Here is a 14,348-nt window from a genome sequence, read left to right on the forward strand (position 1 = left end):
GGCCTCAGAGGGCCCGCAGGGCCTTGCCGAGGAGCGCGCCCATGCGTTCGGCGGCGGCCCGTCCGGCGGCCAGCACCTCCTGGTGGTCCAGCGGCTCGCCGGTCAGGCCGGCGGCGATGTTCGTCACCAGGGAGATGCCCAGGACGTCGGCGCCGCCCTCGCGGGCGGCGATCGTCTCCAGGACGGTGGACATGCCGACCAGGTCCGCGCCCATCGTGCGCAGCATGCGGATCTCGGCCGGCGTCTCGTACGACGGGCCGGGCAGCGCGGCGTAGACGCCCTCGGCGAGGGTCGGGTCGATGTCCTTGACGAGGGACCGCAGGGCGGGGGAGTACGCCTCGGTCATGTCGACGAAGGTCGGGCCGGAGATCGGGTTGTGGCCGGTGAGGTTCAGGTGGTCGCTGATCAGCACCGGGTCGCCGACCTTCTGCCACTCCGGGCGGGTGCCGCCCGCGGCATTGGTGAGCACGACCGTCCCGACCCCGGCGGCCAGCGCCGTACGGATGCCGTGGACGACCGGCCGTACGCCCCGTCCCTCGTACAGGTGGGTGCGGCCGAGGAAGACGAGCGCCCGCTTGGCTCCGACCTCGATGACGCGGACCGTGCCCGCGTGGCCCGGCACTCCCGGCTCGGCGAACCCGGGCAGCTCGGTGACGGGGATCTCGTCGGCGGGCGCGCCGAGCGCGTTCGCCGCCGGCACCCAGCCGGACCCCATCACGAGGGCGACGTCGAAGGAGTCGGCGGTCAGGCGTCGCTTCAGCGCGTCGGCCGCGGATCGGGCCAGTTCGTAGGCGTCATTGCTCACAAGCGGACAGACTACCCACGACGTACGCGCTGATCAGTCGCCGAGTGACTTGCACGGGCGGGTGCGCAGATCCTTGACGTAGTCGTCCGGCGCGCCCGCCCGCTCGGCGGCGTCGGCGAGGATGCCGAGGTACCGCGCCGACGGCAGGCCGCCCTCGTAGGCGTCGAGGACGTAGAGCCAGGCGAGGACGTCGCCGTCGAGGGTGGCGATCCGGACCCGGATCTTCCGGTAGACGCCGAGGGCCGCCCCCTCCCACTCGTCCAGGGCCTGCTCGTCCAGCTCGGGGACGTCGTAGAGCACGACGAAGACGTGCTCGTCGGCGTCCTCGACCACCGTGGCGAGGGCGCCTTCGAAGCCGACGTTCTCACCGCCGAAGGTCAGCCGCCAGCCCTGGAGCCAGCCGGTCGTGCGCAGGGGCGAGTGCGGAGCCCGCTGCGCCATCTGCGCGGGATCCATGTTGGAGGCGTACGCCGCGTACAAGGCCACGGTCGCCCAGCGTACGGCCTGGGCGGGCGCGGCGGCGTGTCAACCCCGGGAGTGCGGGAGAATGACCGATATGACACGCGTAGCCATTCTCGGAGGCGGCCCCGGCGGCTACGAATCCGCCCTGGTCGCGGCACAACTGGGCGCGGACGTCACGCTCGTGGAGCGCGACGGGCCCGGAGGGGCCTGTGTCCTCACCGACTGCGTCCCTTCCAAGACGCTCATCGCGACCTCGACGCGCATGGCGGTGCTGTCGGAGTCGGCGTCCCTCGGCGTGCGGTTCTCCGGCGGCCCGGACGGCGAGGTCGGCGGGCCCGAGGTCGACCTTCCCCTGGTCAACAAGCGGGTGAAGGAGCTGGCCTGGGCCCAGTCCGCCGACATCGAGAGCCGGGTCGCGGACGAGGGCGTACGGATCGTCCGCGGGGAGGGCCGCCTCGTCGACCCGCAGATCGTGGCCGTCGGCGACGAGCGGATCCACGCCGACGTCGTCCTGATCGCCACCGGCGCGACGCCGCGGGTCCTGCCCGGCGCCGAGCCCGACGGCGAGCGCATCCTGAACTGGCGCCAGCTCTACGACCTGCCCGAACTGCCCGAGGACCTGATCGTCGTCGGCTCCGGCGTCACCGGCGCCGAGTTCGCCGGCGCGTACCTCGCCCTCGGTTCCCGCGTCACGCTCGTCTCATCCCGCGACCACGTCCTGCCGAACGAGGACGAGGACGCCGCGCGGGTCCTGGAGGAGGTCTTCCAGCGCCGCGGCATGAACCTCCTCGCCCGCTCCCGCGCCGCCGGGGTCAAGCGCACCGGCGACGGCGTCGAGGTGACGCTCACCGACGGCCGTACGGTCACCGGCTCGCACTGCCTCATGACGGTCGGCATGGAGCCCAACACCCGTGGGATGGGCCTCGAGGAGGCCGGCGTACGGCTGGACGAGCGTGGGTTCGTGCAGGTGGACAAGGTGTCCCGCACGTCCGCGCCCCACGTGTACGCCGCCGGGGACTGCACCGGCGTGCTGATGCTCGCCTCGGTCGCCGCCATGCAGGGCCGGATCGCCATGTGGCACGCCCTCGGCGAGGCCGTGCAGCCGCTCAAGCTCGGCTGGGTCGCCGCGAACATCTTCACCGACCCGGAGGTCGCCACGGTCGGCGTGTCCCAGGCGCAGATCGACTCGGGCGAGGTCCCGGCCCGGATCGTGAAGCTGCCCCTCTCGACCAACCCGCGCGCGAAGATGCAGGGCTTCCTGGACGGCTTCGTGAAGATCTTCTGCCGGCCGGCCACCGGCATCGTGCTCGGCGGCGTGATCGTCGCGCCCCGGGCCAGCGAGCTGATCCTCGGCCTGTCGATCGCCGTGCAGCAGCACCTGACCGTCGACCAGGTCGCCCACACGTTCGCGGTGTACCCGTCCGTGTCCGGCAGCATCACCGAGGCCGCCCGCCGCCTCATGCAGGAGTCGGCCTACTGATCGATCCGCGGGCGAACTGCCCGACGCTCGGTATGCGGCTTCTTTCGCGGTCGGGTCATAGAGACTCCCAGATCCGCGTCAAGGAATCTTCGCCGTCACTCTCAGTCGATCGGGGAAGACGGCGCCTGAGCTAACGTCCTGTGCTCCGACCATGGCCAAGGTCGTCCAGGAAGGAAGCCCGATGCCCGAGAGCTCGGCCGGTGGAACGCCACGCCGTTCATTCCTGAGAGCAGGCGGCGCCGCGATGGGGCTGGCGGCATTGGGCGGTGCGGTCGATCGAGGCGTGGGGAGTGCGTCAGGCGCGACGCGGCCCACCACCGGTGCCGGAGGCCCGAGCCCGACGCCGTTCGGCCGGCCGACCGATGCGATTCCCAATCCGGGGGCCCGGATCACGGCCGTACGCGGAGACCGCGCGAGCAACTGGCCGAACCAGACCCGATCAGAGGTCGTCGCGCGGCACGGCGCCGTCGCGACCAGCCAGCCCATCGCCGCGCAGGCGGGCCTGCGAATCCTGCAGCAGGGCGGGAACGCCGTGGACGCGGCAGTGGCGACCGCGGCCGTCCTCGGATTGGTCGAGCCCGAGAGCGCGGGACTGGGCGCCGACCTGTTCGCCATCTACTATTCGGCGGAACACCGGAAGCTGTTCGGGCTGAACTCCAGTGGCTGGTCGCCCGAAGCCTGGGACCTCGACTATTTCCACGCCCGTGGTTTCGACGAGAAGACCGGGATGCCGGAGCGCGGCGTGAACAGCGTCAGCGTGCCCGGCGCCGTCGAAGGCTGGCATCGGCTGCTCGAGCGGTTCGGCACCCGCGGCTTCGACGTCGTCCTGGAACCCGCCGTGACGCTCGCCGAGCAGGGCTTCGGAGTCACCGAGCAGATCCACACCGACTGGCAGGACGGTGTGGACGTGCTGAAGACCGACCCCGACTCGGTCCGGGTGTTCCTCCGCGACGGCAAGGCCCCGCCGCTCTACGGCGTCTTCCGCAATCCGGATTTCGCACATGCCCTCCGGGTCCTGCAGAGAAAGGGCCGTGACGCCTACTACACCGGCGAGATCGCGGACGCCATCGTGGCCAAGGTCAAGCGGCTGAACGGAGCGATGACCGCGGCGGACCTCGCGGAGTTCCGCGCCGAATGGGTCGACCCCATCAGCGTCGACTACCACGGCTACGACGTGTACGAGATCCCGCCGAACACCCAGGGCTTCGCCACCCTGGAGATGCTCAACATCCTGCAGCAGTGCGGGCCCGTCCTCGGCCTGAACCTCGCCGACCTCGGGCCGCGCTCACCGGAATTCTGGCACCTGCTGGTCGAAGCCAAGAAGCTCGCCTACGACGACCTCAACACCTACAACGGCGATCCGAGATTCACGTCGGTTCCGCTCGACCGGCTCCTCTCGAAGGAATACGCGATGGCCCAGTGCGAGAGGATCGACCCACGCCGGGCCACGCCGCCGCGCGTCAGGGCGTCGAATGGTTCGGGGACCGTGTATCTCACGGTGGCCGACCGGTGGGGCAACATGGTCTCGTTCATCTACAGCCTCTTCGAACTGTTCGGGTCGGGCATCACGGTTCCCGGCTACGGATTCCCTCTTCAGAACCGCGGGTCACAGTTCTCCCTGGACCCGTCGTCGCCGAACGTCGTCGCCCCCCGTAAGCGCCCCTTCCACACGCTCATCCCCGCTTTCGTGATGCAGGACGGCCATCCCGTCATGGCGTTCGGGAACGTGGGCGGCAGTGAACAGGCCCAGGCGCAGGCCACCGAGATCGTCAACATGGTCGATCTGGGAATGAACCCCCAGGCCGCCGCCGACGCGGCGAGGTTCAGCCATGACCAGAAGACCGATGTCCTCCAGCTGGAACCCGAGCTGTTCGACCTGGTGGGCAAGCGGCTCTCCGCAATGGGCCATCACGTCACGAGGTCGACCGGCAGCGCCATGGGCGGATTCCAGGCGATCGTGTTCGACCGGGAGATCGCCGGCGACCGGAGCGATCAGACCCGAGCCCAGGCGCAGGTCCAATCCCAGGCGCAGGGCCAAACGCAGATGCAGGCCGCCGGGCGGGCGGCGACCGGAGGGGCCTCGCCGTCCCCGGTCAACGGTGTCTACCGGGTCGCCTCCGACCACAGGAAGGACGGCAGCGCCGTCGGCTGGTGAGCGCACCTCCTCCGAGCCGAGGAACCGCGGGTGAACACGGAGGGCACTAGCGGCCCGTGGCACCCCACGTCAGGGACAGGCCGGTCGCGGCGCGGTCGGTGCTGATCTCCATCATGCTGCCGAGGATGGTGGCGTGGTCGTCGACGATCGCGGTGCCGTCCAGCGTGTACGTGATCCGCTCGCTCGTGAACACCGGGCTGCCCGCGGGCTCCTCCAGGTGCCGCGCGAGGGCGGCGTCCAGCAGCCCGGGGCGGATCGTCTCGGCGGCGCGGGCCACCGCCACCCCGGCGTCGGCGAGGGCACCGTACAGCGAGACGCCGGTGAAGTCCCGGTCGCGCACCGCCTCGGCGTGCGGCTGCCGGACCCAGGACACCTGGTGGATCGCGGGGCGCCCCGCGAACTCGCGGAGCCGCTCCAGCCGCAGCGCCGTCTCGCCGGGACGGCTGCGGAGCCGCGCGGCGACGCCCGCCGGAACCTTCCGCACCGACCGCCCGAGCACCACCGTGCGCACCTCGTGGCCCTGCTCCCGCAGGTCGTCGGCGAGGCTTCGGAGCGACCCGAGCTGGTACGCCAGGTGCGGCGGCGCGACGTACGTCCCGCGCCCGTGCCGCTGCACGATCAGCCCTTCGTCGCTCAGCCGCCGCAGCGCCTGCCGGAGCGTCATCAGCGTCACCCCGTACGAGGCGCTCAGCTCGCGCTGCGGCGGGAGGGCCTCGCCCGGGGCGTAGTGACCCGCGCGGATCTTCGCGGCGAGGTCGGCGGCGATGGTGCGGTACCTCGCCTCGTGGCCGGTGTCGCGGACCATCGCCCTCCCTCTCCTCCGTGCGGTTCGCCCTGCGCTCAGGTCTCCTCGTCGAGTGCTCGGCGAATCTTAGCCAGGAAGGCCCCGACGTCGTCCGGCCCGGACCCGTCCAGCACCTGCCGCATCAGCGCCGCGCCGATGACGACCCCGTCCGCGCCGCGGGCGGCCGCCACCGCCTGTTCGGGGGTCGAGATGCCGAACCCGAGGAGCACGGGACGGTCGGTGCCGCGCCGGATCCGCTCGGCCGTCGTCGTCGCCGACGCGGCGAGTGCGGACCGTTCGCCGGTCGTGCCCATCAGCGAGACGGCGTAGACGAACCCGCGGCTGCGCCGGCCGATCTCCGCCAGCCGTGGTTCCGGGGTGGCCGGGGAGGCGAGCAGCGCCAGGTCGACGCCCGCGGCGGCCGCCACGTCCGTCAGCTCACCGGCCTCGTCCACCGGCAGGTCCGGGACGATCAGCCCGGTGACCCCGGCCTCCCGCAGCGCCGCGCAGAACGCCTCGGGCCCGTCCCGCAGGACCAGGTTGTAGTAGGTGCTGGCGACCAGCGGCACGGCCGGCTCGCCCAGCGCGGCGAGGTCGGCGAGGATCCCGCGCACCGAGGTCCCGCGCGCCAGCGCCGCGTTCGAGGCCTCCTGGATGGTGGCGCCGTCGAGGGTCGGATCGCTGAACGGCAGCCCGACCTCGATCGCGTCGGCCCCCGCCTCAGCGAACGCCCGCAGGTACGCGGTCCAGTCCGGGGTGATCCCGCCGGTGAGGTACGGCATCAGCAGCGTACGGCCCGCGTCGCGGCGTGCCCGCAGGCGCCGCTCCAGCGACCCGAGCGTCGTCGTGCCGGTCATGCCATGACCTCCATCAGCGTCGAGATGTCCTTGTCGCCCCGGCCCGACAGCGTGAGCATCACGGTCGCGCCGGGCGGCAGCTCACCGTCGCCCGCCGCCCGGATCACCCACGCGACCGCGTGCGCGGACTCCAGCGCGGGCACGATCCCCTCGGTGCGGGCCAGCCGTACCGCCGCGTCGACCACCTCCGCGTCGGTGACCGTGACGTACCGGGCGCGGCCCAGGTCGCGCAGGTGGGCGTGTTCCGGGCCGACCCCGGGGTAGTCCAGGCCGGCCGCGATGGAGTGGGCCTCGGTGATCTGGCCGTCGTCGTCCTGCAGGAACAGCGAGCGGAAGCCGTGCAGCACGCCGGCCCGGCCACGCGTCGCGCCGGCGCCGCCCTCGGCCTCGACCCCGACGAGCCGCGCGGGGCCGTCGGCGAACCCGGCGAAGGTGCCCGCGGCGTTCGACCCTCCTCCGACGCAGGCCACGACGTGGTCCGGCGCGCCGGAGGGCAGTTCGGCGGCGCACTGGCCGCGCGCCTCGTCACCGATCACCCGCTGGAACTCCCGGACCATCCACGGGTACGGGTGCGGCCCGACGACCGAGCCCATGCAGTAGTGGGAGTCCTCCAGCGCGCCCACCCAGTGGCGCATCGCCTCGCTCGTGGCGTCCTTGAGCGTGCGGCTGCCCGTCGTCACCGGGACCACCTCGGCGCCGAGCAGGCGCATCCGGAAGACGTTCAGCGCCTGGCGCTCGATGTCCTTCTCGCCCATGAACACCGTGGCCCGCAGGCCCAGCAGCGCCGCGGCGGTCGCGGTCGCCACCCCGTGCTGCCCGGCGCCCGTCTCGGCGATCAACCGGGTGCGGCCCATCCGGACGGCCAGCAGTGCCTGCCCCATCACGTTGTTGATCTTGTGGGAGCCCGTGTGGGCCAGGTCCTCGCGCTTGAGCAGGACCTCGACGCCCAGCTCGGCGGACAGGCGCCGCGCCCGCGTCAGCGGCGTCGGCCGTCCGACGTGCTCGGCCAGCAGCGCCGCGAGGGCGGCGCGGAAGGCCGGGTCCGCCCACGCCGCCCGGAAGGCGTCCTCCACCTCGCCGCACGCCGCCACCAGCGACTCCGGCACGTACCGGCCGCCGTGACCGCCGAACCTGCCGCGCACCCCGGGATCGCCCATCGCCGTGCCGCGGGGGACCGTCTCCCGCGCCGGCCGCGGCCGTACGTCCGTCGCCATGTCGCCTCCTCTGAGATGTAGAACTCGGGCAATGAGTTCTATAACTCTTCGAGTGTGGCACAGGACGCGCCGGACGCGCCAGCGCGTTACGCGGGCGGCGCGGTCCGCGGGAACGCGGGCATGACAAAGACCCGGCCGGGAATCGGCCGGGCCTTGGGGAAAAGTCGTCCACAGGTTGTGGACAGGTGCTGTGGACGAGCCCTGTGGATTACGCGTAACGCCAGGTCAGTGCGGTGGATGACCGCGCCGCGGGTCGTCGGGTACAGGCAGGCCGTGCTGCCGCAGCCGGGCCTGCCGGATGTCCGCCGAATTGATCGCGACCACGAAGGTGCTGCTCAGCAACGCCAGCGCGACGACCGCCACCCGGATGCCCCACTCGGCGGGCAGCAGCGCGAGCACCACGCAGACCGGGGCCATGAGAGCGAGGTGGCGGATCATCATGCGACCACGCCACCCCGCGTCGGTCAGGTCGTGCCGGACCCAGCTGAGGTTCTCCGGAGGAAGCCGGAACCCCATGGTGTAGCGGACCCGCCGAAGCGGGCCCGGGTCACCGGGTAGCCGGGTCAGCGGGAACCCCCATCACCAGTCGCCGCCGCCACCGCCGAAGTCACCACCGCCGTCGAAGCCTCCGAAGTCGCCGCCGCCGATGTCGAAGCCGCCACCGCCGCCGTCTCCACCGCCGAAGCCCCAGTCGCCGTCGTTGTCGTTGCCGGCCTCGTACCCGGCCATGTAACCGGCGTCGTAGCCGCCGTGATCGCCCCAGCCCCCGCTGAACATGGAGCCGAGCGCGGTGCCGATCAGCAGGCCGCCGAGCATGTCACCGCCGCCGAAGCCGGAGTAGTAGCCGCCGGCGTACGGCGCGTACATCGGTCCGGCGTCCCAGTACGGCCGGCGCTGACCGCCGATCGTGACCAGGCGGGCGTCCGGGTCCATGCCCGACAGCACCCGCTGCGCGTCGGCCGCGCAGGCCGGGACCGACCGGGGCGCGCCGCCCGCGGGCGCCCACATGACGTCCTGCACCGACGGGCCGTGCTGCGGGTTGAAGAAGCAGGGAGCGCGCCGCTCGGGAACCGGCCGGCCGTCCAGGCGGGCCCGCACCGCGGACATGGAGTACCGGCCGTCCGCCAGAGCCTCGGTGACCCTGCTCATGTCCTGCGGGCGACGCGCCTCGTCGACCGCGGCCTTGGCCCGGTCGTAGGCGTCCATGGCCCGCTGGTAGTCGTCCCGGGCGGCCGGGTCGAGGTTCGGGTCCATCACGTTGAGGTTCAGCCCGGTGATGTCCTCACCGAGCCGGGTGACGTCCTCGTAGACGTTCTCCTTGAGCTCGGCCAGCTGCTTGGCGTCCCGCTCCTTGCGCCGCTTGCGCGCGAAGAAGATCAGGCCCACGATGCCGAGGACGATGAGGACGAGGACGCCCAGCACCACGAACCCGGCCGTCGCCGAGCCCGACTTCTTGTCGGAGATCGCCTTGTCGAACCGCTGGTTCAGGTTGAGGATCAGGTCCTTGAGGTTGGACGAGTCACCCCGCGCCTGCGTCACCAGCTGCTGGACCTTGCTACTGCCCAGGCCCTCGTGGGTGCCCGCGAGGATCCGCCGTCCGGTGCCGTCGAGCAGGATGAGCGTGCCCTTCCGGCCCAGGGCGCTGTCGAGCTGGCGCAGGCCCGAGGAGGAGACGCGGTCCTGCTTCACCACGGCGATCCGGATGGTCGAATCGTCGTCCTTCAGCGCGTTGATCACTGATTGCTGGTCGGAACCGGACATCGACGCGCCCGCGTCCGAGGACAGGTAGAACCCCTGGCTCTTCAAGCCCCGGACCACGTTCTGGAACGGGTCGGCGTTCGCCGGAACGGCGAACGCGAACAGCAGTGCGACGACGGCGGCCATGGCGGCGAGAATCGTCGAACGGCGAAGCTTCATGGCGGCCTTCATGTGATCAGTGTGAATGCTTGGACTACCTTCGACGAATCAGCGCTCGAGATGGTTCCGCGCACAGGCCACAGCGCGCGGCACCCCGGGCACCAGGACGTCCCAGAGCCGAGCGTAACCGATGGCGAGCATCAGGTTACGCCCCGCTCGGGTCCCGTCTCTCGGGTAGGCCCCGGCCGCCGGCTCAGGCGTCCTTGATCTCGCAGATCACGGCGCCGTTGGAGACCGTCTGACCGACCTGCGCGGCCAGGCCCGTCACCGTGCCCGCCTTGTGCGCCGTCAGCGGCTGCTCCATCTTCATCGCCTCGAGGACCACGATCGTGGCTCCGGCCTCCACCGCCGTACCGTCCTCGACGAGGATCTTGACGATGGTGCCCTGCATCGGGCTGACCAGCGCGTCTCCGCCCGCCGCGGCCCCTCCGGCCTTCTTTCCGCCCTTGCGCCGGGCCGGCGCCGCCGCGCGACCGGCGCTCGGGCCGGGGTCGCCCGCCGAGGCGCCCAGCCCCGCGGGGAGCACCACCTCGATGCGCTTGCCGCCGACCTCGACGGTCACCCTCTCGCGCTCCGACGGTTCGGCCGCCTCGACCGTCGCGTCGTACGGCGCGATCCGGTTGTCGAACTCGGTCTCGATCCAGCGCGTGTGCACCTGGAACGGCTCATCGACGAACGCCGGGTCCTCGATCACCGCGCGGTGGAACGGGATGACCGTCGGCATGCCCTCGATCTCGAACTCCGCGAGCGCGCGCCGGGACCGCTGCAGCGCCTCCGTACGGGTCGCGCCGGTGACGATCAGCTTCGCGATCATCGAGTCGTACATCTGCGGGACGACCATGCCCTGCTCGAACCCGCTGTCCAGGCGCACGCCCGGACCGCTCGGCGCGCTCCACCGGGTGATCGTCCCCGGAGCGGGCAGGAAGTTGCGCCCCGCGTCCTCCGCGTTGATGCGGAACTCGATCGAGTGCCCGCGCAGGACCGGGTCGTCATAGCCCAGCTCCTCGCCCTCCGCGACCCGGAACTGCTCCCGTACGAGGTCGACGCCCGCGACCTCCTCGGTGACCGGGTGCTCGACCTGGAGCCGGGTGTTCACCTCGAGGAACGAGATCGTGCCGTCCTGGCCGACGAGGAACTCGCACGTGCCCGCGCCGACGTACCCGGCCTCACGCAGGATCGCCTTGGAGCTGGAGTACAGGGTCGCCAGCTGCTCCTCGCTCAGGAACGGCGCCGGGGCCTCCTCCACGAGCTTCTGGTGCCGGCGCTGCAGCGAGCAGTCACGCGTGGAGACGACCACGACGTTCCCGTGCCGGTCGGCGATGCACTGGGTCTCCACGTGACGCGGCCGGTCGAGGTACCGCTCGACGAAGCACTCCCCGCGCCCGAACGCGCCCACCGCCTCACGGACGGCCGACTCGTACAGCTCCGGGATCTCCTCCATCGTGCGCGCGACCTTCAGCCCGCGTCCGCCACCGCCGAACGCAGCCTTGATCGCGATCGGCAGCCCGTGCTCCCGCGCGAACTCCACCACCTCGTCGGCGTCCTTGACCGGGTCCTTGGTGCCCGCCACCAGCGGAGCGCCGACCTTCTGCGCGATGTGCCTAGCCTGCACCTTGTCGCCCAGCGCCATGATCGCGCTCGGCGGCGGCCCGATCCAGGTCAGCCCGGCGTCGATCACCGCCTCGGCGAACCCGGCGTTCTCGGAGAGGAAGCCGTAGCCGGGGTGCACGGCGTCGGCGCCGCTCTCCTTGGCGATCCGCAGCAGCTTGTCGATGTCGAGGTAGCTCTCCGCCGCGGTCGACCCGCCCAGCGCGTACGCCTCATCCGCGACCCGGGCGTGCAGCCCGTCCAGGTCGGGTTCCGAGTAGACGGCGACACTGCCGATTCCCGCGTCCCGGCACGCCCGCGCGATACGGACGGCGATCTCACCCCGGTTGGCGATCAGGACCTTGCGCACGTACGACTCCTCGCTCTTGCCGATCAGCCAGAGTCTAGGCAACCCCGCTCTTCTCGCGCTCAAGGGCCGCCCGGTTGTGGCGATCTCCAGGGTAACCAATCACTTGCTACGGTGCTGCGGAGGCCCTGTCACCTGGCCTTCGGCGTCAGGTGGGCAAGAATCTCGGATATTCGCCACCTCGCGGCTGATTCGTGCGCCTTCATCCGCCTCGGATCCGAGACGCATGCCCGTTGGCCGAGACCTCGGTTCACTCGTCCTCGCGCTCATCCACCCCGGCCACGGCCCGTCGAAGATGGTCATCGTGATCGAACCGGGGCGAACGGCGTGCGGCGAGAGGGCGGGGTCATGAGCCCCGCGCCCGGGACGGCCCTCGCCGTCCTCAGAGAACGGCAGTTCCGGCGGTACTTCGTCGGCCAATCGGCGTCGCTGCTCGGCGACGGCATGATCGGAGTCGCCCTGGCGTTCGCCGTCCTGGACCTCACCGGGTCACCGGCCGACCTCGGCTACGTCCTGGCGGCCCGGACGATCCCCATGATCGCGGGCCTGCTCGTCGGAGGGGTGATCGCAGACCGCCTGCCCCGGCGCCGGATCATGGTCGCCGCCGACCTGGCGCGCTTCCTCGGCCAGGGCACGATGGCCGCCCTCCTGATCGGCGGCCACGCGACGATCTGGGAGCTCGGCGCGCTCCAAGCGGTGCACGGTACGGCGACCGCCCTGTTCAGCCCCGCCTCGACGGGCCTCCTCCCCGCCATCGTCACCGGTCCCCGCCTCCAACAGGCCAACGCGCTGCGGGGCCTGTCCCTGTCGATCGGCAAGATCGGCGGCCCGGTCCTGGCCGGTCTCCTGGCCGCGACGGCGGGCCCTGGATGGGCCATCGCCGCCGACGCCGCCACGTTCGCGATCAGCGCGGCCACGCTCTCCCGGCTGCGCCTGCCCGCGCAGCGGCCCGCGCCGGCGCAGTCCTTCCTGCGTGACCTGCGCGAGGGCTGGACGGAGTTCAGCTCCAGGACCTGGGTCTGTGCCCTCGTCGCCACGGCGTCCCTCACGAACCTGCTGTTCGCGGCCTACTACGTCCTCGGCCCGGCGACCGCCGAACGGTCGTCCGGCGGCCCCGCCGGCTGGGCGGCGATCCAGGCCCTGCTCGGCGTGGGCTCGCTGGTCGGCGGTCTCGCCGCGCTGCGCGTTCACCCGCGCCGCCCCCTGCGGACGGGCGTCCTCGCCCTCGCGTGCTGCGCCCTGCCCACCATGGGCCTGGCGGCGGGCCTCTCCGTCGTCACGGTGTCCGCCCTGGCCTTCCTCGGCGGCGTCGGGATGACGCTCTTCAACACGTTCATGGAGACGGCCATTCAGCATCACGTCCCGGACAAGGCCCTGTCCCGCGTCAGCGCGTACGACTGGTTCGGATCCTTCGCCGTTCAGCCCATCGGCCAGGCCACGGCCGGCCCGCTCGCGGCCGGTGTCGGCACCCACCCGGCCCTCTGGCTCGCGGGCGCCCTCCAGTTCCTCGTCGCCCTCGCCGCCCTGGCCGTCCCCGCCATCCGCCACCTCCCGGCCGTCACCGAGAAAGCGCCGACTTCTTCTGATTCGTCCGCCGCGCCGACGTGACCGCCGATCATTTCGCACGGCCACTTAAGAATCTTGTTCGGATGGATGGCCGGAAGCGGACAAGGGGAGGGGTTCCGCCAATCTCCTGCCGATGCTTGATTGCACAGACGGGTCGACAGCGAACGGAGAGAATTCAATGGGCGGCATCTACGGTGGCGATCCCGACGCCATGAAGAGGCTCGCCAGCCTCTTCCAGAAGCACGGCCAGGAGCTCGACCAGATCATCCGGGACCTCAACGCGAACACCCAGAGCAGCCAGAGCATCTGGCAGGGCCCCGGCGCCAACCGGTTCCGCGAGGCCTGGGCGCAGGCGAAGCCGTCGTTCGACAAGATGGTCGTCGCCTTCCAAGAGGCCCACCGGGACATCAACAGCCGCGCCGAGGGCTTCCGCAACGTCGGCAAATAGCCCTGGCTGTCACACGGCCGGGACCTGCGAGTCCCGGCTGTGCGCACGGTACCTCGCCGGGTCAGAACGTGCTGACATCGAAGGCCGCGTCGCATTCGCCTTGAATGTAGTCGCTGTGCGTCGCGATGATCACGGCGCAGCCTGAGTTGCTCATCTCTTGCAATGTGTTGATGACCATGGCGGCGTTGGCATGGTCAAGGGCTCCTGTCGGCTCGTCGGCCAGGATGAGGGATGGCCGCTTCACCAGCAGGCGGGCGAGGGCGACGCGTTGCTGTTCACCGCCACTGAGGTGATGGATCTTCTCGTTCTCCCGCCCTGCCAGGCCCACGCGTTCGAGTGCATCACGGTAACGGGAACGTCGATCCCGCCGGGTTGTGACCGCGACCTCGAGATTGTCGGCGACCGTGGCGTTCTCAATGAGCGCGTAACTCTGGAACAGGTAGCCGAGGACGTCGCGGCGGAAGCGGCGTCCTCTTCTCCTTCCGAACCGGGTGATGTCCGCACCGTCATACATGATCTGCCCGCTGGTCGGCGGTTCGAGCAGGCCGATGCAGTTGAGAAGGGTGGATTTGCCCGACCCGCTGGGACCGGTCACGGCGAGCATTTCGCCGCCCTTGACGGTGAGGCTGAGGTCCGACCACAACGTGCGGCGGCCGAATGACTTGGACAGGCGATGGACAGCGATCACAGTCGGGCTCCCGGCTTG

The 14,348-nt window shown here is 71.3% G+C and carries 13 protein-coding genes; 4 read left to right on the top strand and 9 right to left on the bottom strand.

Features of this window, described 5'->3' with window-relative positions:
- Positions 1 to 4: 4 nt before the first annotated feature.
- Positions 5 to 805, bottom strand: a complete 801-nt coding sequence (locus NE234_RS38200; RefSeq protein WP_252785848.1) for a purine-nucleoside phosphorylase — start codon at positions 803 to 805, stop codon at positions 5 to 7.
- Between the two features lie 33 nt (positions 806 to 838).
- A complete protein-coding gene (locus NE234_RS38205) occupies positions 839 to 1,291 on the bottom strand; it encodes a gamma-glutamylcyclotransferase (RefSeq protein ID WP_252785849.1) in 453 nt (150 codons plus the stop codon).
- Positions 1,292 to 1,361: 70 nt separating this feature from the next.
- Between NE234_RS38205 and NE234_RS38210 the strand changes: the two genes are divergently transcribed.
- The gene (locus NE234_RS38210; RefSeq protein ID WP_252785850.1) at positions 1,362 to 2,747 is read left to right on the top strand and encodes an NAD(P)H-quinone dehydrogenase; all 1,386 of its coding nucleotides are present in this window, start codon (positions 1,362 to 1,364) and stop codon (positions 2,745 to 2,747) included.
- Positions 2,748 to 3,030: 283 nt separating this feature from the next.
- Positions 3,031 to 4,902 (top strand): gamma-glutamyltransferase, encoded by a 1,872-nt coding sequence (gene ggt / locus NE234_RS38215; RefSeq protein WP_252785851.1) that lies wholly within the window; start codon positions 3,031 to 3,033, stop codon positions 4,900 to 4,902.
- A 46-nt stretch (positions 4,903 to 4,948) separates the two neighbouring features.
- Here the strand turns inward: ggt and NE234_RS38220 are convergent, their stop codons facing one another.
- From NE234_RS38220 to NE234_RS38245, 6 genes are all read right to left on the bottom strand, one after another.
- Positions 4,949 to 5,707, bottom strand: coding sequence for a GntR family transcriptional regulator (locus tag NE234_RS38220; RefSeq protein WP_252785852.1), 759 nt, complete (start codon positions 5,705 to 5,707; stop codon positions 4,949 to 4,951).
- Positions 5,708 to 5,742: 35 nt separating this feature from the next.
- Positions 5,743 to 6,543, bottom strand: a complete 801-nt coding sequence (gene trpA, locus NE234_RS38225) for a tryptophan synthase subunit alpha (protein WP_252785853.1) — start codon at positions 6,541 to 6,543, stop codon at positions 5,743 to 5,745.
- Positions 6,540 to 7,757, bottom strand: a complete 1,218-nt coding sequence (gene trpB, locus NE234_RS38230) for a tryptophan synthase subunit beta (protein WP_454923408.1) — start codon at positions 7,755 to 7,757, stop codon at positions 6,540 to 6,542. Before trpB ends, trpA begins: the two co-directional genes overlap by 4 nt.
- A 225-nt stretch (positions 7,758 to 7,982) precedes the next feature.
- A complete protein-coding gene (locus NE234_RS38235; RefSeq protein WP_256530106.1) occupies positions 7,983 to 8,324 on the bottom strand; it encodes a DUF5313 family protein in 342 nt (113 codons plus the stop codon).
- A 12-nt stretch (positions 8,325 to 8,336) separates the two neighbouring features.
- Positions 8,337 to 9,686, bottom strand: a complete 1,350-nt coding sequence (locus NE234_RS38240) for a hypothetical protein (RefSeq protein ID WP_252785855.1) — start codon at positions 9,684 to 9,686, stop codon at positions 8,337 to 8,339.
- Positions 9,687 to 9,867: 181 nt separating this feature from the next.
- On the bottom strand, positions 9,868 to 11,631 hold the full coding sequence (locus NE234_RS38245) for an acetyl/propionyl/methylcrotonyl-CoA carboxylase subunit alpha (RefSeq protein WP_252785898.1): 1,764 nt from the start codon (positions 11,629 to 11,631) through the stop codon (positions 9,868 to 9,870).
- A gap of 345 nt (positions 11,632 to 11,976) precedes the next feature.
- Between NE234_RS38245 and NE234_RS38250 the strand changes: the two genes are divergently transcribed.
- The gene (locus tag NE234_RS38250) at positions 11,977 to 13,236 is read left to right on the top strand and encodes an MFS transporter (protein WP_252785856.1); all 1,260 of its coding nucleotides are present in this window, start codon (positions 11,977 to 11,979) and stop codon (positions 13,234 to 13,236) included.
- A 136-nt stretch (positions 13,237 to 13,372) separates the two neighbouring features.
- On the top strand, positions 13,373 to 13,642 hold the full coding sequence (locus NE234_RS38255) for a WXG100 family type VII secretion target (protein WP_252785857.1): 270 nt from the start codon (positions 13,373 to 13,375) through the stop codon (positions 13,640 to 13,642).
- A 61-nt stretch (positions 13,643 to 13,703) separates the two neighbouring features.
- Here NE234_RS38255 and NE234_RS38260 read toward each other — a convergent pair whose 3' ends face one another.
- Positions 13,704 to 14,330: an ATP-binding cassette domain-containing protein gene (locus tag NE234_RS38260; RefSeq protein ID WP_252785858.1), complete on the bottom strand. Its 627-nt coding sequence runs from the start codon at positions 14,328 to 14,330 to the stop codon at positions 13,704 to 13,706.
- Positions 14,331 to 14,348 lie beyond the last annotated feature (18 nt).

Source organism: Actinoallomurus rhizosphaericola, assembly GCF_024055675.1.
Classification (GTDB): Bacteria; Actinomycetota; Actinomycetes; order Streptosporangiales; family Streptosporangiaceae; genus Actinoallomurus; species Actinoallomurus soli.

Bases quoted from the DNA above. Each gene is read 5' to 3' on its own strand.
- NE234_RS38210 (WP_252785850.1), top strand. From the start codon at position 1,362: ATGACACGCGTAGCCATTCTCGGAGGCGGCCCCGGCGGCTACGAATCC.
- NE234_RS38220 (WP_252785852.1), bottom strand. From the start codon at position 5,707: ATGGTCCGCGACACCGGCCACGAGGCGAGGTACCGCACCATCGCCGCC.
- trpA (WP_252785853.1), bottom strand. From the start codon at position 6,543: ATGACCGGCACGACGACGCTCGGGTCGCTGGAGCGGCGCCTGCGGGCA.
- trpB (WP_454923408.1), bottom strand. From the start codon at position 7,757: ATGGCGACGGACGTACGGCCGCGGCCGGCGCGGGAGACGGTCCCCCGC.
- NE234_RS38240 (WP_252785855.1), bottom strand. From the start codon at position 9,686: ATGAAGGCCGCCATGAAGCTTCGCCGTTCGACGATTCTCGCCGCCATG.
- NE234_RS38250 (WP_252785856.1), top strand. From the start codon at position 11,977: ATGAGCCCCGCGCCCGGGACGGCCCTCGCCGTCCTCAGAGAACGGCAG.
- NE234_RS38255 (WP_252785857.1), top strand. From the start codon at position 13,373: ATGGGCGGCATCTACGGTGGCGATCCCGACGCCATGAAGAGGCTCGCC.